General features: G+C 40.0%; 23 protein-coding genes and 1 tRNA gene. 14 read left to right on the forward strand and 10 right to left on the reverse strand.

What is annotated here, in order from left to right:
- Positions 1-155: 155 nt before the first annotated feature.
- Complete coding sequence (clpP, locus tag NYR53_RS01450) at positions 156-737, reverse strand: ATP-dependent Clp endopeptidase proteolytic subunit ClpP (protein ID WP_029195996.1); 582 nt, start codon at positions 735-737, stop codon at positions 156-158.
- A 193-nt stretch (positions 738-930) separates the two neighbouring features.
- A tRNA-Arg gene (locus tag NYR53_RS01455) sits at positions 931-1,002 on the reverse strand.
- A 305-nt stretch (positions 1,003-1,307) separates the two neighbouring features.
- On the opposite strand from NYR53_RS01455, the gene NYR53_RS01460 reads away from it, so the two are divergent.
- The 11 genes from NYR53_RS01460 to NYR53_RS01515 all read left to right on the forward strand — a co-directional run bounded on the left by NYR53_RS01460 (position 1,308) and on the right by NYR53_RS01515 (position 17,556).
- Positions 1,308-2,330, forward strand: coding sequence for a sugar-binding transcriptional regulator (locus tag NYR53_RS01460; protein ID WP_261303607.1), 1,023 nt, complete (start codon positions 1,308-1,310; stop codon positions 2,328-2,330).
- Between the two features lie 85 nt (positions 2,331-2,415).
- A complete protein-coding gene (gap, locus tag NYR53_RS01465) occupies positions 2,416-3,423 on the forward strand; it encodes a type I glyceraldehyde-3-phosphate dehydrogenase (RefSeq protein ID WP_261303608.1) in 1,008 nt (335 codons plus the stop codon).
- Positions 3,424-3,542: 119 nt separating this feature from the next.
- Complete coding sequence (locus NYR53_RS01470) at positions 3,543-4,724, forward strand: phosphoglycerate kinase (protein ID WP_261303609.1); 1,182 nt, start codon at positions 3,543-3,545, stop codon at positions 4,722-4,724.
- 67 nt (positions 4,725-4,791) lie between these two features.
- Entirely contained in the window at positions 4,792-5,544 is a 753-nt protein-coding gene (tpiA, locus tag NYR53_RS01475) for a triose-phosphate isomerase (RefSeq protein ID WP_261303610.1), read from the forward strand.
- 1 nt (position 5,545) lies between these two features.
- On the forward strand, positions 5,546-7,084 hold the full coding sequence (gene gpmI / locus NYR53_RS01480) for a 2,3-bisphosphoglycerate-independent phosphoglycerate mutase (RefSeq protein WP_261303611.1): 1,539 nt from the start codon (positions 5,546-5,548) through the stop codon (positions 7,082-7,084).
- 34 nt (positions 7,085-7,118) lie between these two features.
- Complete coding sequence (eno, locus tag NYR53_RS01485; RefSeq protein WP_056833536.1) at positions 7,119-8,411, forward strand: phosphopyruvate hydratase; 1,293 nt, start codon at positions 7,119-7,121, stop codon at positions 8,409-8,411.
- A 412-nt stretch (positions 8,412-8,823) separates the two neighbouring features.
- A complete protein-coding gene (locus NYR53_RS01495; protein WP_261303612.1) occupies positions 8,824-10,200 on the forward strand; it encodes a tyrosine-type recombinase/integrase in 1,377 nt (458 codons plus the stop codon).
- Positions 10,190-12,538 carry a site-specific integrase gene (locus NYR53_RS01500; RefSeq protein WP_261303613.1) on the forward strand — a complete coding sequence of 783 codons (2,349 nt, stop codon included), beginning with the start codon at positions 10,190-10,192 and terminating at the stop codon, positions 12,536-12,538. Before NYR53_RS01495 ends, NYR53_RS01500 begins: the two co-directional genes overlap by 11 nt.
- Positions 12,535-14,631 carry a tyrosine-type recombinase/integrase gene (locus NYR53_RS01505; protein WP_261303614.1) on the forward strand — a complete coding sequence of 699 codons (2,097 nt, stop codon included), beginning with the start codon at positions 12,535-12,537 and terminating at the stop codon, positions 14,629-14,631. The genes NYR53_RS01500 and NYR53_RS01505 overlap by 4 nt, the downstream gene beginning before the upstream one ends.
- Entirely contained in the window at positions 14,616-15,191 is a 576-nt protein-coding gene (locus tag NYR53_RS01510; protein ID WP_261303615.1) for a hypothetical protein, read from the forward strand. Before NYR53_RS01505 ends, NYR53_RS01510 begins: the two co-directional genes overlap by 16 nt.
- Positions 15,192-15,801: 610 nt before the next feature.
- Entirely contained in the window at positions 15,802-17,556 is a 1,755-nt protein-coding gene (locus NYR53_RS01515) for an ABC transporter ATP-binding protein (RefSeq protein ID WP_261303616.1), read from the forward strand.
- Between the two features lie 62 nt (positions 17,557-17,618).
- On the opposite strand, the gene NYR53_RS01520 is transcribed toward NYR53_RS01515, so the two are convergent.
- From NYR53_RS01520 to NYR53_RS01530, 3 genes are read right to left on the reverse strand one after another with little or no spacing between them, the layout of a single operon-like run.
- Entirely contained in the window at positions 17,619-18,038 is a 420-nt protein-coding gene (locus NYR53_RS01520) for a chromate resistance protein ChrB domain-containing protein (protein WP_261303617.1), read from the reverse strand.
- Entirely contained in the window at positions 18,038-18,469 is a 432-nt protein-coding gene (locus NYR53_RS01525; RefSeq protein ID WP_261303618.1) for a Chromate resistance protein ChrB, read from the reverse strand. The genes NYR53_RS01520 and NYR53_RS01525 overlap by 1 nt, the downstream gene beginning before the upstream one ends.
- Before the next feature lie 14 nt (positions 18,470-18,483).
- Positions 18,484-19,683: a chromate transporter gene (locus tag NYR53_RS01530; RefSeq protein WP_261303619.1), complete on the reverse strand. Its 1,200-nt coding sequence runs from the start codon at positions 19,681-19,683 to the stop codon at positions 18,484-18,486.
- A 207-nt stretch (positions 19,684-19,890) separates the two neighbouring features.
- Between NYR53_RS01530 and NYR53_RS01535 the strand changes: the two genes are divergently transcribed.
- Together NYR53_RS01535 and NYR53_RS01540 are read left to right on the forward strand one after the other, a co-directional pair.
- The gene (locus NYR53_RS01535; protein WP_261303620.1) at positions 19,891-20,517 is read left to right on the forward strand and encodes a TVP38/TMEM64 family protein; all 627 of its coding nucleotides are present in this window, start codon (positions 19,891-19,893) and stop codon (positions 20,515-20,517) included.
- Positions 20,518-20,606: 89 nt separating this feature from the next.
- The gene (locus tag NYR53_RS01540; RefSeq protein WP_261303621.1) at positions 20,607-20,930 is read left to right on the forward strand and encodes a metal-sensing transcriptional repressor; all 324 of its coding nucleotides are present in this window, start codon (positions 20,607-20,609) and stop codon (positions 20,928-20,930) included.
- A 70-nt stretch (positions 20,931-21,000) separates the two neighbouring features.
- Here the strand turns inward: NYR53_RS01540 and NYR53_RS01545 are convergent, their stop codons facing one another.
- The 5 genes from NYR53_RS01545 to NYR53_RS01565 all read right to left on the reverse strand — a co-directional run bounded on the left by NYR53_RS01545 (position 21,001) and on the right by NYR53_RS01565 (position 25,116).
- Positions 21,001-21,906 carry a hypothetical protein gene (locus NYR53_RS01545; protein ID WP_261303622.1) on the reverse strand — a complete coding sequence of 302 codons (906 nt, stop codon included), beginning with the start codon at positions 21,904-21,906 and terminating at the stop codon, positions 21,001-21,003.
- A 53-nt stretch (positions 21,907-21,959) separates the two neighbouring features.
- Complete coding sequence (locus tag NYR53_RS01550; protein WP_261303623.1) at positions 21,960-23,324, reverse strand: MATE family efflux transporter; 1,365 nt, start codon at positions 23,322-23,324, stop codon at positions 21,960-21,962.
- Between the two features lie 254 nt (positions 23,325-23,578).
- Positions 23,579-23,734, reverse strand: coding sequence for a hypothetical protein (locus NYR53_RS01555; RefSeq protein ID WP_261303624.1), 156 nt, complete (start codon positions 23,732-23,734; stop codon positions 23,579-23,581).
- Between the two features lie 19 nt (positions 23,735-23,753).
- Positions 23,754-24,449, reverse strand: coding sequence for a HupE/UreJ family protein (locus tag NYR53_RS01560; protein WP_261303625.1), 696 nt, complete (start codon positions 24,447-24,449; stop codon positions 23,754-23,756).
- A 46-nt stretch (positions 24,450-24,495) separates the two neighbouring features.
- Positions 24,496-25,116 carry a YcnI family copper-binding membrane protein gene (locus tag NYR53_RS01565; RefSeq protein WP_261303626.1) on the reverse strand — a complete coding sequence of 207 codons (621 nt, stop codon included), beginning with the start codon at positions 25,114-25,116 and terminating at the stop codon, positions 24,496-24,498.
- A 236-nt stretch (positions 25,117-25,352) separates the two neighbouring features.
- Between NYR53_RS01565 and NYR53_RS01570 the strand changes: the two genes are divergently transcribed.
- Positions 25,353-26,072: a YHYH domain-containing protein gene (locus tag NYR53_RS01570; protein WP_261303627.1), complete on the forward strand. Its 720-nt coding sequence runs from the start codon at positions 25,353-25,355 to the stop codon at positions 26,070-26,072.
- Positions 26,073-26,281 lie beyond the last annotated feature (209 nt).

The following is a 26,281-nucleotide window of genomic DNA, read 5'->3' on the forward strand; positions in this document are numbered from 1 at the left end:
ATAAGCTCGGAAATCGACTGATTCGCATGTGAAGTGAGCTTCGGTTTCCGAGCTTATAGCGGCGGTGGTAAGTGAAATGTGTATGCTCCATAAAAAAACCAGCCGCACAACCGCTCGTATGAGCAGTCCATGCAGGCTGGTTGTTATTTTACAAATTAGACGCGCTCGATGACTTTATCGATGAGTCCGTATTCGGCCGCTTCCGCAGCGCTCATGAAATTATCGCGGTCTGTATCCTTTTCGATGCGCTCGAAAGTTTGGCCCGTGCGCTCTGCTAGGATTTTGTTCAGGTTGTCTCTCATTTTCAAAATGCGCTTAGCGCGGATTTCGATGTCTGAGGCTTGACCTTCAGCGCCACCTAGTGGCTGGTGAATCATGACTTCACTGTTAGGCAAAGCGTAACGTTTGCCTTTGGCACCTGCTGTGAGGAGGAATGCGCCCATAGAAGCAGCCATACCAACGCAGATCGTGGATACGTCTGGCTTAATGAACTGCATCGTGTCAAAGATGGCCATACCGGCTGTAATGGAACCGCCAGGGCTGTTGATGTAAAGCGAGATATCTTTATCAGGATCTTGTGCGGCCAAGAAAAGTAGCTGAGCAATGATGGAGTTAGCCACAACATCGTTGACACCCGTGCCTAAGAAAATAATGCGGTCCTTCAGTAAGCGAGAGTAGATGTCATACCCTCTTTCACCGCGCGCGTCCTGTTCGACGACCATAGGAATAAAACTCATGAGAATGACCTCCTTGGGGTGGTTACATGGTACATACTGTTTACAGTATCTACAAGTATGATAACGAAAAAACCTCCGAAGGTCAAGAAAGGTCAAACTAAGATCAAAAAAAATCAGCAGAGATGCTGATTTTGGCCATTCTATTGTTGATCAGTTGTTGATTCGAAGCTGATTCTGCTGCATTTCTAAGGGACGCGCCCGAAAGGAATCGAACCTTTATCTCAGGCTTCGGAGGCCTACGTCATATCCATTGGACCACGGGCGCATAAAAAGTTAAAAAAGTGAAGCAAGGGTTATTATATGTCAGCCGCCCAGAAAAAGCAAGACAGTAAGCCCTTTCAGCCCATATTGGTGAAAAATGTTTGAACAAATCTTGAATCTGGGAAGAATATTGGTTATAATGAAAAAGTAAGTTATCAGAAGGCGTTCACGTTGAACAATCTCAAGTGAATTCAACTTTCTGATGTGGGAATTGGGCAAGGAACTTTTTTTTCGCCCGGGTGGGACACAAAATGTATACCCGGGACATAAAACGTCCATCGACGGATCAGGAGCGTTATAAGTCGTCATATGAGAGAAATTCTTGACATTCAGAAACAGCTCTTGCCGGACCTCATGGACATCATGAAGAAGCGGTACTCGATTCTACATCATATCTTAGTCTCCGGTGTTGTCGGACGCAGAACGTTAGCTTCTTCGCTCGATATGACCGAACGCGTGCTGCGCGGGGAAGTTGAATTCCTTAAGGAGCTTGGACTTCTCGAATCGGATGCAACAGGGATGAAGATAAGTGAATCGGGTCGTCAATTGCTTGAGGATATGCAGCCCATCATTAAGATGGCTTTTGGATTGACGGACTTGGAGGAAAGCATTGCTAAGTCATACGGCATCTCGCAAGTAATTGTTGTTCCAGGCGACTCCGACACTTCAGTCTTTACGAAGAAGGAGCTAGGACGTGCAGGTGCAGCAGCACTCCGCAAGTACGTGTCCAAGGATGATATCATCGCTGTAACCGGCGGGTCTACGATGGCGCAGATTGCCAACAACCTGGCAATATCCTCATCGATGAAAGGCAGTTGGTTCGTGCCTGCTCGCGGTGGACTTGGTGAAAGTGTGGATATGCAAGCGAACACCATCGCTTCTATTATGGCCAAGAAAACAGGCGGTAAATACCGATTGCTGCATGTACCGGATCATCTCGGGGAAGAAGCGTACCAATCGCTTATCCAAGATCCGCAAATTCAAGAAGTTGTGGACGCTGTTCGCAGTTGTCGCATTGTTGTACACGGTATCGGGGATGCTATGGTCATGGCGCGCAGACGTAAGGTCGACGCCGAGACGACACGAAGCCTGGAAGCCGAGGGTGCTCTTGCAGAAGCGTTAGGATACTATTTTGACCGCCAAGGAAATGTGGTTCACAAGATGCCAACCGTAGGACTTCGTCTGGAGGATCTGCAGCGCATTGAAGTCGTCATTGGTGTAGCCGGCGGGAAGAGCAAAGGGGAAGCGATCGCTTCCGTGCTTCGTCATGGACAGGAAGATGTTCTTGTGACCGATGAGGCAGCAGCTTTGGAAATTATGAAACATGTTTAACTAAGACGAAAGACATCATAACGTATGCCTTCATCAGCTGCGTTTTGAAATATAATTATTTATTTAATCTTAGGAGGAATTGGCTATGACAACAAAAGTAGGTATTAACGGTTTCGGACGTATTGGTCGTAACGTGTTTCGCGCAGCTTTGAACAATCCAGAAGTACAGATCGTAGCAGTTAACGATTTGACAGACGTAAAAACATTGGCTCATTTGCTCAAATATGACACAACTCACGGTAAACTAGACGCTACAGTTGAAGCTGGCGAAGGCGAATTGTTCGTTAACGGTCGCTCCATCAAAGTTTTTGCTGAGCGTGACCCTGGGAACCTGCCTTGGGCATCTGTAGGCGCAGAAATCGTTATCGAATCTACTGGTATTTTCACAGCTAAAGAAAAAGCAGCCCTTCACTTGAAAGGCGGAGCTAAGAAAGTTATCATTTCCGCTCCAGCTTCCGACGAAGATATCACAATCGTACTTGGTGTGAACGAGGATAAATACGATCCGGCAGCTCACACAATTATCTCCAACGCTTCTTGTACAACAAACTGTCTGGCTCCTTTCGCGAAAGTTATCAACGATAGCTTCGGTATCGTAAAAGGTATGATGACAACTGTTCACTCTTACACAAATGACCAATCCGTGCTTGACGTTCCTCATAAAGATCTTCGTCGTGCTCGCGCAGCAGCTGAGAACATCATTCCTTCCAGCACTGGTGCAGCAAAAGCAATCGGTCTTGTTCTTCCTGAACTTAAAGGTAAATTGAACGGTATGGCTATGCGTGTTCCTACACCTAACGTATCCGTTACTGATTTGGTAGTTGAATTGAAAGTTAACGTAACTGTTGACGAAGTAAATGCAGCTCTAAAACAAGCTTCCGAAGGCCCTCTTAAAGGCATTCTGAACTACACTGAAGAGCCGCTTGTATCCAGCGACTTCAATGGTGACCCAGCTTCCTCCACAATCGATGCTCTATCCACAATGGTAGTTGGCGACAACATGCTGAAAGTGGTTTCCTGGTACGATAACGAGTGGGGCTACTCCAACCGTGTTGTTGACTTGGTAGCTTTCATCGCTAAAAAAGGTCTATAATTAATTACACAGACTTAAAAACACATGAAGGGGAGAAGAGATTCTCCTCTTTATGTGCGATTTTCCCCTATAAAAGGTTGACCGCAAGTATACCCTACACGTTCAGGAGGCTTTGACCTATGAGTAAGAAAAGTGTTCGCGATGTTGAAGTAGCTGGTAAAAGAGTATTTGTTCGCGTTGATTTCAACGTACCTGTAGAGAATGGTCAAATCACCGATGATACACGAATCAGAGAAACACTGCCTACGATTAAATTCTTAGTAGAGCAAGGCGCTAAAGTCATTCTTGCAAGTCATTTTGGTCGTCCAAAAGGTCAAGTTGTGGAAGAAATGCGTTTAACGCCAGTTGCTGCTAAATTGGCTGAGCTTCTTGGTCAAAACGTGATCAAGGCGGATCAATCCGTTGGTGAAATCGTGAAAGCACAAGTGGATGCGCTTGAAAATGGCGATGTTCTCTTGCTTGAAAACGTTCGTTTCAACGAAGGCGAAGAGAAGAATGATGCTGATTTGGCAAAAGCTTTCGCTGATCTGGCTGATCTGTTCGTGAATGATGCTTTCGGTGCTGCTCACCGTGCACATGCTTCGACTGCAGGCATTGCAGCTTATATTCCAGCTGTTTCCGGTCTTTTGATGGAGAAAGAGCTTGAAGTTCTAGGCAAAGCGCTGAACAACCCAGAGCGTCCTTTCACAGCCATCGTTGGCGGATCCAAAGTAAAAGACAAAATCGCTGTCATTGAGAACCTCCTGAACATTGCAGACAACGTCCTGATTGGCGGCGGTCTGTCCTATACATTCTTGAAAGCACAAGGTCACGAAATCGGTAAATCCCTCGTGGATAACGAGAAACTTGACCTAGCGCTTAGCTTTCTTGCTAAAGCGAAAGAAAAAGGCGTTAACTTCTTGATTCCCGTTGATATCGTTGTTGCTGATAAATTCGGCGCAGATGCGAACACGCAAATCGTTGGCGTTGACGGCATTCCTGCAGATTGGGAAGGCATTGACATCGGACCGAAAACACGTGAGCTTTATGCAGACGTTATCGCGAAGTCCAAATTGGTTGTTTGGAATGGACCGATGGGCGTTTTCGAAATCGAGCCTTTCTCTCACGGTACGCGTGCAGTAGCTGAGGCTTGTGCAGCAACTTCCGGTTACACCGTTATCGGTGGTGGTGATTCCGCTGCAGCAACAGAGAAATTCCACTTGGCTGATCAAATGAACCATATGTCCACAGGTGGCGGAGCTTCCTTGGAATTCATGGAAGGTAAAGCATTGCCAGGCGTAGTAGCATTGAACGATAAATAATTGATTGTAAAGCAAATGCTTACGAAGCCAGTTTTTCTGGCAATAAACGTTAAGGAGAGCCTATCCAATGAGTAGAAAACCGATTATCGCGGGTAACTGGAAAATGTTCAAAACCGTTTCCGAAGCCATTAGCTTCGTGAACGAAGTGAAAGGAAGCACGGTAGAAGGCGTGGAGAGTGTAATTTGCTCCCCATTCACGAATCTTCCTGCTCTGGTTGAAGCTGCGAAAGGCACGGATGTTCATGTGGGTGCACAAAACCTGCATTTTGAAGACAATGGCGCATTCACTGGTGAAATCAGCGGCGTTATGCTGAAAGATCTTGGTGTGGAGTATGTGATCATCGGGCACTCCGAGCGTAGAGCTTACTTCGCTGAGACAGATGAAATCGTGAACAAGAAAGTCGTTGCGGCTTTCAAACACGGTTTAACTCCAATCCTTTGCGTAGGCGAGAAGCTGGAAGAGCGCGAAGCGGGTCAAACAAAAGATGTCTGCAAAGTGCAAACAGAAGCAGCTTTTGCTGGTCTTAGTGCAGAGCAAGCAGCGCAAGTTGTTATCGCTTATGAGCCAATTTGGGCTATTGGTACAGGTAAATCTTCCACTGCTGAAGACGCGCAAGACGTTATCGGCTACATCCGTCAGCTTGTGAGCGGTCTATACGGCTCCGCAGTGTCAGAAGTGGTTCGCATTCAATACGGCGGCAGCGTTAAGCCGAACAACATTGCCGAGTACATGGCACAGCCTGACATTGATGGCGCACTTGTTGGCGGAGCGAGCTTAGAGCCAGCTTCCTACATCCAGCTCGTCCAGGGGGCGAAGTAACATGTCCAGACCGAAACCGGTAGCACTCATCATTCTCGATGGCTTCGGACTCCGCTCGGAAGAGCAGGGGAATGCGGTTGCTCATGCCAAAAAGCCTAACTACGACCGTTACTGGTCGAGTTATCCACATACAACCCTTACCGCTTGCGGCGAGGCCGTAGGTTTGCCAGAAGGCCAGATGGGGAATTCTGAAGTAGGTCACCTGAACATCGGCGCAGGCCGTATCGTTTATCAGGATCTTACGCGGATTTCCAAATCGATTCGTGATGGTGAATTTTACGAGAATGAAACGATTCTAGGCGCTGTTCGACATGCAAAAGAAAACGGAAAGAAGCTGCACCTCTACGGGCTGCTTTCCGATGGTGGCGTACATAGTCACATTCAGCATTTGTTCGCATTGCTGGACTTGGCTAAAAAAGAACAGTTCAAAGACGTATATATCCATGCCTTCCTCGATGGCCGCGACGTAGCTCCTGATTCTGCAAAGAGTTATATGGCGAGCTTGCAGCACAAAATCATGGAAGTTGGCGTGGGGCATATTGCGACTGTTCAAGGCCGCTACTATGCGATGGATCGCGATAAACGTTGGGAGCGGACGGAGAAATCCTACCGTGCCATGGTTTATGGAGAAGGTCCTACGTATACAGATCCAATGAAAGCTATTATTGAATCCTATGAGAAATCGATCTTCGACGAGTTCGTTATGCCAACAGTTATCGTTGGCGATGACGGCAAGCCAGTAGGCCTTGTAGAATCAGGTGATGCGGTGATCTTCTTCAACTTCCGCCCTGACCGTGCGATTCAGCTTTCGCAAGTTTTCACGAATGAAGATTTCCGTGGTTTTGACCGTGGTCCTAAAGCAGCTAAGAACCTGTACTACGTATGCCTGACATTGTTCAGCGAAACCGTAGAAGGCTTCGTTGCTTATAAGCCTAAGGATCTGGACAACACTCTTGGCGAGGTACTGGCTCAGAATGGTCTGAAGCAGCTTCGTGCAGCAGAAACTGAGAAATATCCGCATGTGACGTTCTTCTTCAGCGGCGGTCGTGATGCGGAACTGCCAGGTGAAACCCGTCTTCTCATTCCTTCACCGAAAGTGGCTACGTACGATTTGAAACCAGAGATGAGTGCATATGAGTTGGCAGCTGCTGTGGTTAAGGAAGTCGAGGCTGAGCGTCATGATGTGATCATTCTTAACTTCGCTAACCCTGACATGGTAGGTCACTCCGGTTTGCTGGAGCCTACGGTGAAAGCCATCGAAGCAACAGATGCTTGTCTAGGTCAAGTTGTAGAAGCTATCCTCGCCAAAGGCGGCGTCGTGTGCATCACAGCAGATCACGGAAATGCCGATGTGGTTACGAATGCAGACGGATCACGTAATACTGCACATACAACGAATCCCGTGCCTTTTATTGTTACGGACAAATCTGTTACACTAAGAGACGGCGGAATTTTGGCAGATATTGCCCCAACGATGCTAGACTTCTTAGAGGTTAAACAACCGGAACAGATGACCGGGACAACCATCATAAAGCGTTAATTCAAACATACTATTAAAGGAGTGTTTTCTAACAATGACGATTATTTCTGATGTTTATGCACGCGAAGTATTGGATTCCCGCGGTAACCCAACAGTAGAGGTAGAAGTATATCTGGAGTCCGGCGCTTTCGGCCGTGCTATCGTTCCTTCAGGCGCTTCCACAGGCGCATATGAGGCTGTTGAGCTTCGTGATGGAGACAAAGGTCGTTACCTTGGTAAAGGCGTTCTGAAAGCCGTTGAGAACGTGAACGAAATCATCGCTCCTGAAATCATCGGTCTAGACGCACTTGATCAAGTTGGCATCGACAACAAAATGATCGAGCTTGACGGTACTCCTAACAAAGCAAAATTAGGCGCTAACGCGATCCTAGCTGTTTCCATGGCAGTAGCTCGTGCAGCTGCTGATGCTTTGGATGTTCCACTTTACGTATACCTTGGCGGATTCAACGCTAAGACGCTTCCAGTTCCAATGATGAACATCATCAACGGTGGGGCACATGCCGACAACAACGTTGACGTTCAAGAGTTCATGGTTCTGCCAGTAGGCGCGCCTACATTCAAAGAAGCTCTTCGTATTGGCGCTGAGATTTTCCATAGCTTGAAGTCCGTATTAAAAGAAAAAGGCCTTAACACAGCTGTTGGCGACGAAGGTGGATTCGCTCCTAACTTCACTTCCAACGAAGAAGCTATCACTACGATCCTTACAGCAATTGAAAAAGCTGGCTACAAACCAGGTGTTGATGTATTCTTGGGTATGGACGTTGCTTCCACGGAGTTCTTCAAAGATGGTAAATACCACCTTGAAGGCGAAGGCAAATCCTTCACATCCGCTGAGTGGGTTGACTTCCTTGCTGCGTGGGTTGATAAATATCCAATCATCACAGTGGAAGACGGCTGTTCCGAAGACGATTGGGAAGGTTGGAAATTGCTTACTGAGAAATTGGGCAGCAAAGTACAACTGGTTGGTGACGATCTGTTCGTTACGAACACGGAGCGCCTTTCCACAGGTATCGAGCAAAACATCGGTAACTCCATCTTGGTTAAAGTTAACCAAATCGGTACACTTACTGAGACTTTTGATGCGATCGAAATGGCAAAACGCGCTGGTTACACAGCGGTTATCTCCCACCGTTCCGGTGAGAGCGAAGACAGCACAATCGCTGACATCGCTGTTGCTACGAACGCTGGTCAAATCAAAACAGGTGCTCCGTCCCGTACGGACCGTGTAGCGAAATACAACCAACTTCTTCGTATCGAAGACGAGTTGTTCACTGTAGCTCAATACGCTGGTAAAAAAGCATTTTATAACTTGAGAAACTTTAAATAAGTTCGTTTCGTATGAAATAATTAAATAAATCCGCTGGGCTGGTCGGTGACTTCGTCACCTGCTCGCCTATGCATCCGAAGGGGTCTGCTGCATGAGCAATTGGGTGAAAACTATTTTATTTCTGATAGGTTCCGCGTTGCTCACGCATTGGATCCCTTCTTCTTTTTTTCGCAACTTAGACACGATGGTTCATGAGTTTGGGCTATGAAAAGTGAGGGAGTTGTATAAGTCTAATAGATTGCTAGAATGAGTTATAATATTTTTTTATATGAATGTCACTATATGAAAACTAGACAAGTTGTACAACATTATGATATGCTTTTCCTGTTGTGGGAGGTAGCAGCCCAAGCGGGAGCGTCTAGAAGTAGGGAAAGATGTAACTGATCTCATTAGCGAAGTTAAAGGAAAAGAGTTGAATCAATTGGGAGTCATTAGAGAAGAGGATACATTCTTAGGAACTATATATAGCAGATATGATAATAAAGGGGAGTATATTCAGACAGCAGGGGTTATTGGTTTTCAGAGAGAAAGGAATGGATTTATATATTTTATTATTACGGATCTTAATGGTAAACGTATTAGTGAAGCAAATAAATATTTAAATAGTATCTTAAAAAATAGTGCGTATAAGAAGCGAGAGAATGCTTACACTGCGTTAAAACTCTTCTATTCATGTATGAGTTTAAATAATATATATACATATTCAAAGGGGTTAGATCAACAAGTATCAAATTTGCTAATTGGTTTTCTTGAGGGAGGAAGCCAACTGGGAAATACATGGGATATCGAGTTTAAGAGTATGCGCAGTAATAACACAATTAACAATTATCTGACGGTATATAGGGATTTCTACAAAAAGGTATGGAACATTACTAATACGGCCTTACATGATAGCAGGGTCATTGCTTATCACAGTGGTAGAGGGATGCTTGGACATGTAAATAAAAAGGCAGAAACAACATTCACATCGAATAGAAAAACTTTGAAAAAAACTACACCACCTAAATATATCAAACCTGAACAATACAAAGATATTATTTGTCTTATCGATAAGAAATACACTTTACGAGAAAAAGCAATCATTAAATTAATGTATGAATATGGATTGAGAATTGGTGAAGTTCTTGGATTAACCATGGAGGACTTCGAAGAATCCAATCAGCAGGGAATGTATCGATTATTTATTAGGAACAGATTATCGGATAAGCCTTGGCAAAGTGCTAAAAGCACAATGAAAATAATTACAAGATCCTTTTATCAAAAAAGTGAATACCAAGAAGAGGGTAATGGATTAGGATTTCAAAAAGTAATTATTGACTCTGAAATGATGAGGCTAATCAATGAATATATAGATGAGACTAGAGATGAGTTTCTTTTAAATTCTTCCAAAATCAAACGTAAAAACCTAGAAACGAAATGTGTTGCTGATAAGGTTACAAGTAGTATTGAAATCATAGAAAATCAGTATATTTTTATTAACAAACAGCACTTTACTCCTTTAACCCAGCCAGGGTGGAATTCTGTTTTGCATAAAATATTCGAAGAGGTCAAAATAGCCATTGACAAGGTCAGCAAAGAGTCAAATCTAAGCCACCGTTTTAGACATGGATTTGCTATGAACAAAGTTAGAGAAGGTTATTCTCATGAAAAGCTTGCTAAAGAATTACGCCACAGTGGCATCTCTAGTGTAATGAATTATTACAATCCTGATGAAGAAGATCAGATTGAGCTGAAACTTAAACATAAAGAGCATATGAATGTTGGAGGAATAGGCTTTAATGAGCAATGAGTATAAGCCCTTAAGTGAGGCAACAAAGAAAAAAATTCTCCTTGGGATATCTAGATTAGATATTAATATGGATGTCTCTAAAGAAATATTGAAGTTTCTAAGGATAGAACTAGAAGAAAGAAATTTCAAGTACAATTTAATCAAAAATAGTACTAAGCAAGGTTATTTTTTTATTAACGAATGTTTAGAATTCGGAAATAGTATAGCAAAACACGTAAAAAAGTTTGAAGATCTCAATTGGGGCACTTTTTGTATGCAAGCTCATGACATTGAACAATCTAAAAATATTTCCAAAGGAAATTTATTGGAATTACTGTCTAAGTTCTACTTGTATATCAAAGATATAACTGATAACGAAATGGTAAGAAATAATGTTGAGGTTTGTGAGCCGGTTATGAACACAACAGAACAAAAATCATTTTCTGCAAATGTCTATAACAAGAGTGAGGAAGTAGTAGCACTTTATAAATATCAAATTATGACTAATTATCCCATAGGTTCGTATGTGGGTCATATCTACAAGGCTGCAGAGTCAAATTTATATCTAAAAACAAATAACTCAGTTATTAAGGATCTACTAATAGAGTTCATTCACACAATAATTAGTCCTAATAAAAGTAATTATCGAATACTATTATATTTCTTTGAAGATAGTTTGGAAGATTTAAATTCGATCGAATCAATATATTCATTTAATTTTGAAACGTATAAAAAGCAATATTGGTACTTCAAAGATATTGATATTCAATTTGCTCTTTCATTAAGTCAGAGGACTTCCCCTATATTAAATGAATTCTACCGATTCCTAGATAATAAGCTATTAAAAGACGAAGGAAAGCATTTATTTAATTCATTTAAATTCCATGTCAAACAATTAGGGAACAGCCATTTTGTTAGATTTATTGAGGAAGGCTATGAATTCATTATTCGCTCAGCACATGAAACTCTTCCATATTCGGATAAATGGGTGCTATGTCCTAAGCAAACTAATAGTGCTGATATGAGCTCACTAACAAGCTACGGTTTAAATTTTATGCTTGTAAATAATAAAGAAGATAGGGAGTTGTTAAAACATTATATTTGGGGTATGAATTCAACTAATTCAAACGCCTTTAGCGTGTGTTCAACAATGACTTATTTTCTAAATGAATTAGAAGTTTTCCACTTAAAACTAGACGGGAAAATTATTTATTTGGATGGAAGTAAAAGAAAAGAGCTACCCTTGGAATTTATTTTAACCTATCGAGCAAAATTGGAAGATGAATTTACTGATAGAGTTGTAGATAATAAATTAGGTTGGATAAAAAACTATCTAAAGCATTATAAACATATATATGGCATTGATGAGATTACACTATTAAATTTTGAAGGATTAGGTAATAAGGAAACAGGGGGAAATCCTATAACCAAAGAAGACTTCCCATTTATCCATCAAGAATTCAAGAATCAAATAATTGAACATAAAGATGGCGAATTATTTTATATTATTTTTAGGCTCAGTTGTACTACGAAATTACGACTTGGAGAGATAATTAATCTTCAAAGAGATTGTATATTAAGTAGTAATGATAGATACGGTGAAATAAAATATATATCGAAAACAACCAATGAAACGGTCAAAGATATTTTTTTGATTGAAGAAATTTCACTTATTAACAGAGCCAAGGAAATAACCTCTAGGTATATAAACTTAGCTATAGTTGATGATAGTAAGTACATTTTCCTTGTAACATTTAGAAATTATATTGCACTTAGAGTTGGTGGTCAATATTCTCGTTATTTCGGAAAGCTAATAAAGAAATTATTCGAAGAAGGTAAGATTTCACAAAAATATATACCCTATAATGGAAGGCATACATTTATTGATTCTGCTTGGCAAGCAGTAGAGGACAATAAAATTAGCACCTTGGAAGTCAGTACCATCACAGGTAATTCAGCTGGAGTTGCGGTGAAACATTATAGAAAATACGATACAGTTAGGTTTATTGAAGCAACGTACATGGTACATATTGGGGATGTTAAGATTAATGGTGAGATAGTTCAAGATGAAAGCGAAATTGATATACTACAGCAAGTTGAACAAGGTGCAGGTGCATGTAACAGTGGAGATTGCATAAAGAAAGATGAACTAGAAGATTCCGCTTTTAAATGTTTAACCTGTAATAAATTTGTTACTTCTTTAAGTCGATTAACTATCTTCGAGAATAGATTAGAGCAATATACACAGAAAAAGAATGAAGCAAGAAACATAGAGGAGAGAAACTGGTATGATAAATTGCGAGAGTTATATGCTGCGTATATCGCTAAAATATATACCAAATCCGGGGTGGATAATTGAATAAAAACTCAGTTTCTATAGGAGGATGGTCTGTTAGTGGAGTAAGTACTGCGCTAACTTCAAAAGTTCTAGAATTAACTAAAGGTCAACTTGAACTTGACGAGCCTTCGGTGATGCTTAATGATAGAGTGAATTTTGCGCATTCCAACTGGGACTTTTCCGGTTTAGATAAAAAGCATAACAAAAGATATTGTTATATCTATGATTTTACTGATATTAAAAATCGATCCTTTAGAGTTATTCTAAAAAGACTAGTAATTAGAAAGCGCTTTACCTTCAGGAATGAGTTTACAACTGTCAAAGTAACTTTTCAAGATATTATAAATCTTATTAGGTATCTTATCGAAAAGTGCCATGTTTTTAGTCCTCAATTCATTACTTCTTTAAACATTAATGAATATATCGAGGAAAAATGCATGCACCATTCATCGAAGACTAAATCGAGAACTATTGGCAATATTAATTTCTTCCTTAATGAAATTGAATCTGCATATCCTGAGTTCAAAATTAATGAATTTAATTTATCCGAGATTAGACCTACTGCGGCGGAGAAGAGTTCGCAAAATGAGAATAATAAGACTCCCAATATTCCCCGCGATACTTTAAATAGAATTATTCAATGTGCACTTACGGATATAAATGATGATCGATATGATGATTATATTTCTCTTACTGAATTTGCAAAGATTACAGGAAGGAATAGTGAGTATTTACGGAATAAGGTGAAAAACAACGGCTTTCCTGGAGCATATAAAGGTTTTAGTACTGAAGGATGGAGAATTCCTAAGGTGTATATTAGTCATGCAAGTGATATTGATGAGAAGAAATTACTTGATGAACTAAATAATATTCGTCCCCCAAGTCTAATTGAAAGAATGACAGCTTGTATAATCATAATATTATCTCAGGTTGGAATGCGACGAGGAGAAGCAATGTTGCTCGAAATTAATAAGTTAGAGGAAATAGCTATATTCAATAACCAGCAGAGAGCGTATTATCTTAGTTTCTTTACTTATAAAACATCATCTGAAAAGGATGGAAGATGGACTGAAAGTAATATGAATGATCTCGCAGTAAAAGCGTATCAAAAAATAGAGGAACTCGGTATTGCTAGAAGGAATGGGATGCAGTATTTATTCTGCACTTCTAATGGAAATTCTTACACCCCAAAGGGGTTTGGAAATCAAATAAATAATTTTTTTGTGCGTCATCAGCAATTGTTAGGGTTCGATACTTTAAATAATGAACAATTAGATATGGTTGAAAAGTGGGAGATAAGCAACGAGGATATCAGGGTTTGTAAAGACTTAGGAACGAAAGACTTAGGAAAGACATTTTACAAAGTAAATCCTCATCAATTTCGCGTGGCTGTTGCAAATGGATTTTTAAAATCAGGTGTTTCTCTTCAATGGATTAGAAGACATATGAATCATTTGGAAGAAGAAATGACAAAACATTATTTTCGTGATGATAAACAAATGAGGGATACGTTAACAAATAGAGCAATGAAGGATGGTTCATTGCTTGAAACAAATATTGAGAACATATCAAATGAAAAAATAAAGGAAGAACTATCAGTTCCAGAATTAAAAGAGGCGTATGATGCTATCAATAGGTTTTTAGATAAAAACAAACTAAATGTACATGAGGACTTAGATAAAATTGTTTCATTACTCTCAGAAACAACCATTAGAGAGAATGAGATGGGTTATTGTGTAAATGCCCTTGGGAGGTTATGTGAACACCAAGAGCGACTGACCACTATGGAAAAGTGGTATTATGCAAAAATTCAAATAGCTGATATTCAGCATTTTGAATTTACCTGTAAACGTATGCTGGAAAAGGTTAAATTGGTAGAGCATAACTATAGAATATGCCAAGAGAACGATAAATTTAAGCGTCAGTATGAATTGGAACTTCAGTCTCTAAAAGCATTCTATGAGAATAAATATAAGCCTGAGCTTGACTTGTATCTACAGGATATTGAAATAGACGGGGAAGAATATGTCCACCGGAAGTATCCAAACTTAGAACAGTGTCATTTTTATATTGAAGAGATAGGAAATGGGGTTATACATTGGTTGATGAAGTAGAAATAGATACTATAGTGGCAAGTTACATTTTTAAATATGACATTAATTCAGGAAATTATGATGGATTAAGGCCTCAAATTAAAAAACAATTAGCTATATTGGAGGAGTTTATTCAAAATAATATAAATGAGCAAAAAGAAATTTCTACAAGAATAAAAGAGTTGAAATTAAGCGTATTAAAGGTTTCTGAAGGCTCTGGGGTTCCAAGAAGTACAATAAATGTAAATCCGGAAACTTTAAGGGTGTATATTGAAAAGAGAATCAATGAGATCCAAGTTTCTGATGATATCCTATCTATAAATAAAGCGAAAAATCAAAATGAGGAGAATGATTTTTTAAAGGAGTATTTAAATAAGACTCAAAATCATTTGGTAATGAATGAAATTTATGAGCTAAAAATAGAAGAATTAGAGAATGAAATTCGGAACTTGTATCGCACTCAAGAGGGAATGGTATTAGAAATATCGAGGTTACAGAAAGAAAACGACAGTTTACAACATGAGTTGAGAAAAATTAGGATGAACAATGTTGTACCGATTGGCAAGAGTTTGTTTGAGTAGTAAGGTTGATAACGCTAGATTAGGTCTGGGTCATTATTATCTTTGATGCTCTTTTGTGAGTAATATAAGTTAAACTACAAGCTGTCACCGGTGCGCTAACGGTGTCGGCTAATTTATTTTATTTGGATCTTTCTTCTATATTCTCAGAAAGACAGATCTTAAAGTGCGGGTACTAACATCCAAACTTATACCTGCTCGGAGAGTAACTACAATTGGAATATTAAGCACTATAAAATACGGTTTACTTTGAAAGGCCGATCCAGACGTTTACTGTAGAAAGAAACAAAGCATATTCTTAGTGCTTAAGTGCTTTTATATTTTTTAAAAGCAACATATGCTATTTGCGTATGTATTTTGTTTTTAACAATTAATGCAAGTAGAGTTCTGGAAGAAGACAATTTATAAGTAGATTTATAATGCACCTTTTTAGGCTACCGATAATCTCGGTAGCCTATTGTTGTTACTTATACGTTTTAGCTTACCCTGATAGGCAAATTAATTGGCATTCAACCCTATTTACACAACCCCCATGGGGGGATATTATTAAATGAGATTGTTTTGTTTACATTCTATCTCATCATATTGCATGTCTTACATAAGGAGTATCAAAATGTCCAATTTTAAGACCTATTTCAAATTTATCAAACCGTATTGGAAGCTTGTTATCGTAACTATACTCATTGGTATGGTTAAGTTCGGAATTCCATTAACCTTACCTTTAATTATGAAATATATCATTGATGATTTGTTGCTAAGTTCAATTTCATCTGCTGAAAAAACGCGCAAACTGGTTGAGGTGCTCTTAGGTACTTTCGTCCTGTTTATTGTTATAAGGGCTCCAATTGAATATCTGCGACAGTACTTTGCACAATTAACAACCAGCCGCATTCTTTATGATTTACGTAGTCATCTTTATTCACATATTCAGAAACTATCCTTACGCTATTATCAAAATCACAAAACGGGCGAAATCATATCTCGCATGATTAATGACGCAGAGCAGACGAAAAGTATCGTCGAAACGGGATTAATGAATGTGTGGATTGATTTGTTTACGTTAACGATCGCTATTGGATTTATGATTCACATGGATTTTTGGCTGACGATTGTGGCTATTGCCGTTTTCCCGTTTTATGCCTTCTCGGTGAAACAGTTATATAAAAAGCTTAGAATGTTAACAAAAGCTCGCTCACAGTCCCTTGCGGAAATGCAAGGATATTTACATGAACGTGTAAATGGAATGCCGGTTATCAAAAGCTTCACTTTAGAAGCTGTTGAAAAAGATCGATTTGGACAAAAAAACAACAAGTTCCTAGAGCGTGCACTTGCTCTAACGAAGTGGAACGCAGTAACAAACGCCATTATTAATACGCTAACTGATATTGCCCCGTTGCTTGTATTAGCATATGGTGGCTATCAGGTTATCCAAGGCCATTTAACTGTAGGAGCATTTATCGCTTTCTATGCTTTTCTGGACCGTTTATATAATCCGCTTCGCCGTTTGATTAATTCCTCGACTGAATTAACTCAGGCAAGTGCATCTTTAGACCGGGTAGTGGAATTAATGAATGAGCCTTATGACATTGTTGACTCGCCTAATGCAAAACCTCTTCAACCAATAAAAGGGAAAATAGATTTTCAAAATGTAAGCTTTAGATATGATCAAGCCACTGATTGGGTATTAACAAACATTCAACTTAGTATTAAAGCTGGTGAAACAATTGCCTTTGTAGGAATGAGCGGCGGTGGAAAATCATCGCTAATTAGCCTGCTCCCTCGCTTTTACGATATCCAGGAAGGGAGTATTCTGATTGATCATACAAACATTATGGACATTACAATAAAGAGCCTACGCGATCAAATTGGAATGGTGTTACAGGATAACATTTTGTTTAGCGGTACGGTTCGAGAAAATATATTGTTTGGTAAGCCAGATGCTACAGAAGAAGAGGTTATACATGCAGCAGAAGCAGCTAACGCACATGATTTTATTTTAAATCTGCCTGGTGGGTATGACACAGAGATTGGCGAGCGTGGAGTAAAGTTATCTGGAGGACAGAAACAACGCGTTGCGATAGCTAGAGTTTTTCTTAAAGACCCAAGCATTTTAGTTCTGGATGAAGCAACATCAGCCCTTGATTTAGAATCGGAACATTTGATTCAAGAATCCTTAGCAAAATTAGCGAAATACAGAACCACTTTAATTGTTGCTCATCGACTATCTACGATTACGCATGCTGACCAGATTGTTCTCATTGAGAATGGTCAGATTAGAGAAAAAGGAACACATGAGCAACTAATGAAGGAAGGCGGGGCTTACTACCGATTGTTTAATGTTCAAAATTTAAGTGGAGTCCATTCATGATATTCAGCACCTAGTAAAGAGGAGGCCGCTATTTCTAGTGGGCTCCTCTTATTTTTATGTTATTAAGTGGTTGTCTTTTGCAAATACATATAAAGCGCATTGTAAATTTCATACCCTCGCTCTAAGGCTTCAAAGTCATCCTTACTTGTTAATCTTATCCCCGTGCATATAGCGTCTAATCCTGCTGCTACGGGCTCTAATGTAATTTCCTGAAGTGTATCTGCTTCGTCAACAATACGGGCTATATGGAGCAATACAGGGTCTTTCAGAGTGTGTTCCTTAACCATGGTGTGAAAACTACAGTGTCCACGATGATGGCTGTATCTAACCCCAGGAATGTCAAAGGGTTCAGCACCATCTTGAATCAGAGTTGATCCGTTAGGAATAAAGGAAAATTCTGCATCTGCATCTATATAGCGCTTGATTAACCAAGCACATGCCATTCTATCAACGCCTATGTTTTCCCATGTGGTCCATTTCATTACTCAGGTCTCCCCCTCAAATTCAAAAGTCTTTCTCGAACCTGCAGGCCTAATTCCGATTGAAAATAATCCTTCTGAAGAGCCTGTTGGTACTTACGTGATGCTGCATTTAGATCCACGGCCTCATTATTTAAAGATTCTAGAATGCCAAGATACTCCTCATACACTTGCTTTTGAAACTGCTCAATGAGAGAGTGTTCCTGCCCAATGAGTACAGATTCGGCTTCCCAGACGGCGACTTCACCCTTCATTTCTGTGATCTCTGTTGCGAGCCATTGAAATTGTTCCTTAGCCTTATAACCAGCAGGGAGTATCCAAACTGTATCATGCCAAAGTAATGCACCAATTTTCTTTAATTTCCGCCAAATATATACGCGGTTTGCCGTTGGTTTTGGTGGAATCTTGTACATGAGGAGAATCCAGGATTTCATGTTGTCACCTCGAGTTATGTATGAACGAGTGGATATACGATAAGCCCCAGAATAGCCATCCCAATCACAATGATGGGTTCAGACACTTTCTTTACTTTCCAAAGCAATAAGAGTGTCACAAGTGCAAATAATAGAGTAGGAATATCTATAATCGATCGTTTTCCGAGCACAATTACAGCTCCGCTAATTGCACCGGTTGCTGCCGCTGTTACACCTGTAACAAAAGTAGCAATGCCCGGGCGCTTACCATATTTTTTGAAAAATGGTGCAGGAATAATAGTTAAAAGAAAGGCTGGTAAAAACGTGGCCAATGCTGCTACTGAAGCACCTGAAAACCCTGAAATCAAATAACCAATGAATCCTGTTGTAATAACTACAGGGCCTGGAGTAATCATAGCTACCGCAACAGCATCGAGGAATTGTTGATCTGTTAGCCAGTGATGTTCTTTCACCACTCCTGTGAATAAAAAGGGAACAATAGCCAAGCCACTCCCAAAAACAAATGCTCCGGCCTTCGCAAAGAATAAAGCTATCGTCCAAAGCGTTCCTGGTTCATTGGAGACAGCTGCAGCTTCGGCCACTTGCCGGATCGGGCCAAGCGCAAATCCAGATGAAGCTGAACGTGCTTTGTCCAACCATTTCGGAGGTGACTTAATTATCCAATACACGATGCCTGCACCTAAGAACATGTAAACTTCCTCTGATTCAGTCCAAACGGTATAAGCAGCAACGAATACAAATATACCCCATAGCCATAGATCTTTGCCATTCGTTTTCCTGGTTAACTTATAGGCACTAAACGCGATGATACCAATGACGCTGGAGCCTACAGCATAGAAAACTGCTTGCATCCATGTTAAACCGCCGTATAACGTATAGGCCCAGCCTAGTACAACAACCATCAGAAAAGATGGTAACACAAAAGCCAAGCCAGCTAAAGTTGATCCAATAATTCCGTAATGAACATAGCCTAAATAAAATCCGAGTTGTGCAGCTAAGGGACCTGGTGCAAGTTGGGCTAAAGCTAGGCCATCTTTGTAATCAGATTCTGATATCCATTTGCGTTTCTCAACCAAATCACGAAACATGTAACCTGCTAAGGCGACAGGTCCTCCGAAGCCAACTGAGCCGAGTTTTAAAAAATACAGAACGAGCTGCCAAAGTGAATACACTTTTTCTTCTACTTTTGTTTTTGCTAATATTTCATCTGACATCGTATTAATCACCCCAGAACTTAAAATGTAACAATGGTTACATTTTAACGGACATTCGGAGTAACTTCAATATTAATTTATAGTCAGTAAACTATAACTACATTGTATTTGATTTATCAGCACGATATATTTGGGTCAATGCAAAAGAGCATTGTTCAAGATTACATCTGTCACTAATTAGGTCAAAGGAAGGAATTTAATTAATTTATGCGATCTAAACATGTATACATACTAGCTCTTTATATATCAATTATTGGATGGGCTTATTTTAATAAAGAGGATCTCATAGGATGGATTCAAACAACGGATAGTACACCGATTATTGTCATTTTTCTTGGAGCCGTTTTGATAGCCATAGTTCCAATCCTTCCATTCGGGGTAGTTGGGGGGATTTTAGGAGCCAAATACGGTTTTCTTGGAGGAGGGCTACTTAGTCTTGTTGCTTCGTCGTTCGCTTCTGTGATCATGTGCTATTTATTTAACTATCTGTTTAAAACGCAAGGCATGAGATATTTACAAAAATCCAATCATATACAGCAATGGGATAAAGTCATTCGAAAGCACATGTTCTGGTCTATTTTAATAGCAAGGATCATTCCAATTATGCCCTCAGCCTTTATTAATTGTTATGCTGGTGTTTTTAATTTGCCAATAAAGTCATTTTTGCTTGCAACCGTCATCGGAAAGATTCCCCCTATGCTAGTTTTTGCTTATGTAGGTGACAATATTTTCTCGGGATCTCGCCAATGGCTAAGCATCGCAGTAATCTATTTATTATTTCTGGGTGCCGTATATTTGATATATCGTTTTTATGACCGCCGAAGTGCCTCGTAATTAAAATGATGAACTGTTTTCAACGTTGTTATCTTTGACACCTGAATACAGTACGGATAAAATAAGCGATAGGAGAAGGAGGGGCATTCATGAATGATCACGAACATAATCACGATGAGGAATACGAACATAGTCACGGTCACACACACCCTCATAAGCAAAGAAAACAAGTGACTAATCGACTAGCTCGAATTGAGGGCCATGTTCGTTCGATAAAAGAAATGTCTGATAACGGCAGAGATTGCCCGGATATCCTCCTTCAAATCGCTGCAGTAAAAAAGGCGCTGGACGGAGTTGCCAAAGTAATATTAAAGGATCATCTGGAACATTGCGTAGTATCTTCAGTCCAGGATGAGCACCGGAATCAAGTGTTAAGTGATTTACAAAAAGCCCTAGACAACTACATTCGATAAACATAAAAGAGGCTCTAGCGTTACATGCTAGGGCCTCTTATTTACCTATGCAGAACCATCATCTACATATTTATTCTAAACTACTTAATCTTCCTGAAATCCCAAACGTAAGACAATGGTTCTTTGAACTATATGGCCATATCCAGTAGTGAAAGTTTCTCCCCTTGTTTGCAAGTCGATTTTGGATATCTTGTAGACCGAACATCCCTTCCATTCTTCCGTTTCTCTTAACTTCATTCATGATAAATTGGATTCTTTCAGATTCAGAAGGGAATGAATTTACAGTTTCCAGAAATCTATTGTCAGGACTAATCTTCAGTACATCCGACCAAACAACAATAACGGCATGGGGGGCGGCAAGATCAACTAGAAGATCGTTATAATTTTGGATGACTACATTTCGCATTTCCAATAATCCATCCATGATTGTAGTGATTTCCTCTTGCTTGTACCCTTCAACATAAGGCGCAAATATTTGTAGGGCATTCATGTAAAACAATTGGGTATACAGAGCCGAAGAAATAACAACTTGGAATTTTCCTTTAAGATGAGTTAATATCTGTAACTCGTCTAACTGGGTGATGCAGCTTTTTAAAAATTCGACAATATGTTCAGCTGAGACTTTTTTGTTGAACAAGTCTTTCAGATTCCGGTAAAAATTTATTTCATCAAGTTTAGTGAAGTCTATGCTTATTAAATCGATCTTATTTCTCATGATCGTTTCCAAGGGACCGACAGCATCCATCATGGCTGAGAAATCAACATCTGCTAACGCTACATTATCATAATTTCCAATCAGCGAAATGAGATCCAAATCATCGCAGTTACCAGCACCCAAGATTATAGCACTGGACTGGTGAGGCAACTGACTAGTCGCAAGATGGACCATGTTGGTGATTTCTGATCGATGGTTTTCCCACTCAGCCCATCTGTTGTTTTCACGTTCTTTATTCAATTGCTCATAAAACCCATTCATTCGTGTCCTCCTATATTGTGCGAGGGCTGGATCTTTTTAAAACATGATTAACTTTATGAAACATGGGTTTGATTCACACGATCCGATCCCATATACCTTTTAAAGCGGAAAAGTAAGAAGATAGCTCGAATTAGTAGATCAATGGCAATTGACAACCAAACCCCAGCGATTCCCATTCCTAAATAGATACACAACACATAAACCCCAAGAACCCGAATAAGCCACATGCCAATCGCTGTACTATACATTGGGCTTTTAGTATCTCCTGCCCCTTGTAGGGCACCAGCGATGACCAGACCAACCGCCAAAAACGGTTGAGCAAATGCATCAATGCGAAGCGCGGTTGTTACCATTCCTATTACGTCTTTATCATCTGTAAACCAATTAGCTGCCAACGGTGAAAAGAAGAACAAGAGCACACCGACGAAAGCCATGAAAACAACTGCAATCCATGTTGTTAGCAGACCGTATTGGTAAGCATCTTTCTTTCGATTTGCCCCTAAATGCTGGCCGACTAGCGTAGTAGCTGCTATAGCTAATCCATATCCTGGCATATAAGAAAAAATTTCAATATTCCCTGCAAGAACATGTGCCGCATACACGTCTGTACCAAGCCGTACAATCAAGCCAAAATACAATACTTGACCAAATCTCATAATTAATCGTTCGGCAGCTGCTGGCCCCGAAAGCTTTAATAGCGGCAAGGTAAATTCGTTTGAAGACCCTCTGCGAAGAGAAAAGGAGAGCTTCGATTTACGGATATAGAGAAACAGAGCAACGGATCCAATTACTCGGACAATCGCCGTCGCCCATGCAGCTCCAGCGATCCCCCATCCAGCCCATCCACCCAGGCCAAAAATCAATATATAGTCCAAACCTATGTGAATCAGGTTTACCCAAACGCCTATTTTCATTGGAGTTTTCGTGTCACCCGCGGCGCGCAGGATACTACCGAAAACGGTCATGAGGGATAGGAAGAGGGAAGGGACTGCTACAATACGGAAATAGATAACCCCGTCCGCTAACACACGTGGCTCGGCACCCATAAGACGTAATAAAGGTTCTGCAAAAAATAGGGTTACGACACCGAAGACCAATCCTAAAATCGCCGAGATCAACGTTGCTTGCCGTGCAATCGCTTTAGCTTTTTCTATTTCACCAGCACCCACGCTGCGGGCAATCATGGAGGATGTACCTACCCCCATTGCCATGAATACCGCAATATACACTGCAATAATGGCATTTGTCACACCGACTGCAGCGACTTCATTTAAGCCGATCTTGGATACAAATAACGTATCCACAAAACCCACTACGGTTTGTAAAAAGTTTTCAATCATAGCCGGTACGGCCAAAGCTAGGATGACATTAATTTTATTTCTCCGATTTGTGTCTCCGATAGGAATTGCTTTTGACATTAGCCACACCTCCTCAATCCGACCCTCTAACTACGAGTAATATAAGAGAACTATACCCCTAATTATATCCCCCTAGGGGGGATGCGTCAAAATGATTTTTTAATTGTGGACTAGAAAAAGAGACATTAGAAAGGTGCATTTCATCTTAATTAGAGCTCCCAGTCTAAAGACGTTTAAATCCAAACTTAAACAGCGCACACCAATTGAACGGTGTGCGCTGTTAGACATTACTTTTGTTTTGTATATTTGATTTCCTAGTCAAAATGCATAGGGCCGCCATCGTGGCTATGCATCTCATTTTGGTTGGTAGGCGTTTGTGTATCTTTTTTCTGTATCTTAGAAATGGCTACACCACCTGCAGCTAATATCGCAAAAACAATAATGACTAATAAAACTTTATTATTGTTCACGTTCCACACTCCTAAGTTACTAATTTAATATCGCGTTTATAATACCAACAAGAAATAAGAACACCCCGGCACCAATTAGTCCTTGATTGGCATATATCTTAAAATGGTTAAAGCTCTGATGCTTACGATAGTAGTTGAGAGCCCAGACAAAGACGGCTAGGACGATAATTTGCCCTATCTCAACGCCTACGTTAAAGCTCATAATATAGGCGAACAAGTTATTCTCAGGAAGATGCAAAGCTTGTAATCGTGTAGATAAACCAAAGCCATGCACTAATCCAAAAGCAAATATAATCCACTTCATATCAAAAGGTATTTTAAACTTTGTCTTGGCATCAAACAGATTGTCATAACCCTTATACAGAACACTTAAACCAATAATGGCATCAACAATATAATAGTTAAAAGTAATCCCAGCAAGGGTAGCAATGATGAGAGTGATGCTATGCCCAATCGTAAAGTAAGAAATGTATTTCACAACGTCACGAAAATTTGCTAGTAGAAACACAATGCCAAGAATAAAGAGCAAGTGGTCATATCCCGTAAGCATATGCTTGGTACCAAGCCATAAAAAATCAAACATTTTTTCATAAAAACTGCCCTCGCGGGCAATAAGTTCAGCATCTTCGTTGTCCACACCGTGAGCATAGACTTGAACTGCAGATAGAAGACTCACCAGCATTGGCAACGAGAAAGCCAACATATATTTTTTCATGGCATACCCTCCATTGTCAGCCTCTTTCTAATAGCTGAACTATGACTTACTTGCTTGATTTTCGGAAGTTAATAAACAAAGCAAGTAAAGCGACGACAAGGGCGCAACCAGCGATATATAATGCCCAAGTTAATGAGCTATTGTTACTGCTTTTTTCGCTCGCGGCACCTGCAAGGGGTTGTCCGTGGCTATCCGTACCAGCACCTGCCACAACCTTCGTTACGGAGGCCGGTTTATCGGAACCAGCAGCGCCTGTCCATTCTACAACCGATCCATCTTTGTAAGTTTGATATGCTTTCCATGAAATGGAGGTAGCTTTGTCACCAACTTTTCCTTGCGTCTCGAATTCAATGAATTCGCCTGCGAGTACGCCATCACCTGTAGCAGTCCAGATCGCGCTTGTAATTTTGCCAGAAGCATCTTTCACAGCTTCGTACTTCCATCCAGGTGTTTGTGCAAAGCGAGAGATGGCAACATCATCTATAGGAAATTTAACTTCAACTTTCACTGTTGGGATGTCTTTTTCGTTTGGAACTCGAACCGTGAATTTCTCATAAGAGCCTTGCTTTGCTTCACTCGGCAATACGCTAACATGTGCGCTTGCAATACCAGATAATAAGATCATGCTTAACATCGTACTAATTAAAATCGAATACAATTTTTTCATTTGATTGCTCCCTTTTTCATTTTCAATTGCTCGTATGTATTCATCTTAAACCAAAAAAAAGAAAATCATAATAGCTCGACTGGGCTATCTTTACCCAAATGTATGGACAACTTATGTCGGTTAGAACTGTGACCCTATGTTGATGAAGATTCAATACCTAAAATAAAATCATTTGTTATTATATTTTTATGATATACTCATTTAGGAATATTTTACTATGTTTAGGAGGTTTTTATTTGAAATACAAAGTGTTAATTAGTTCATTAGTATTACTTGTAACTGTCACTACATCTGCAGTTGCTCACTCAGGGAGAACCGATTCTAGCGGTGGTCATAATTGTTCAGCCTCATCTAAGGCTAAAGGATTGTGCTCTGGTTATCATTATCATAACGGCGGAAGTTCTAGTAGTTCTGGAAGTTCAGGATCTGGCAGCAGCAGCTCAGGTGGTAGTTCTACAGCTCCTTCAACAAAAGCTCCAACAGCCCCAGCACCTAAAAAAGCAGAAGTTATTGATACTAGATTAAAAGCAACAATTCCCACTTACAAGATCTCGATAAACGGAACTCAAATTGATAACGCTTTTGCAGAATATCCGGTATTAACTTATAAAGATATCACGTATTTCCCGATGACTTGGAGCTACACTCAAGCCTTAGCTGTGGAAGTAAATTGGAGTGATGATACAGGTTTTTCATTAAGAAAAACCGAAAACAAGGCTTCACTCTTGACGCAAAAGAAAGGTCTGTATAACAGTCCTTTCTCCGAATATATCATTGATCTTCCAACATTTAATGTATTCGTAAACGACTCTTGGCTTGATAACTACAAAGAAGACTATCCATTAATTGTTTATAAGGATATTACTTATTTTCCGATGACTTGGAAGTTTGCCGTTGATGAACTTGGATTGACGATAAATTATGATTCTACAAATGGGTTTAGTATAAAGAAGTAAGGTCCACAGTAAAAGACCAAAGCCTTAATGGCTTTGGTCTTTTACTGTTTTCATTTTTAAATAATCTCAATCTTACGTATCCATACTTTTAGGTATCTCTGTTGCCTTATAAATACTAATATCGTTAAGCATAATATAACTAAAAACCGACATGGTTAAGGGAAGTTAGGTGCTATTTTTGAAATTTATTATTTTCATGTTGTTCATGT

The sequence above is a fragment of the Paenibacillus andongensis genome (assembly GCF_025369935.1).
Lineage (GTDB): Bacteria > Bacillota > Bacilli > Paenibacillales > NBRC-103111 > Paenibacillus_E > Paenibacillus_E andongensis.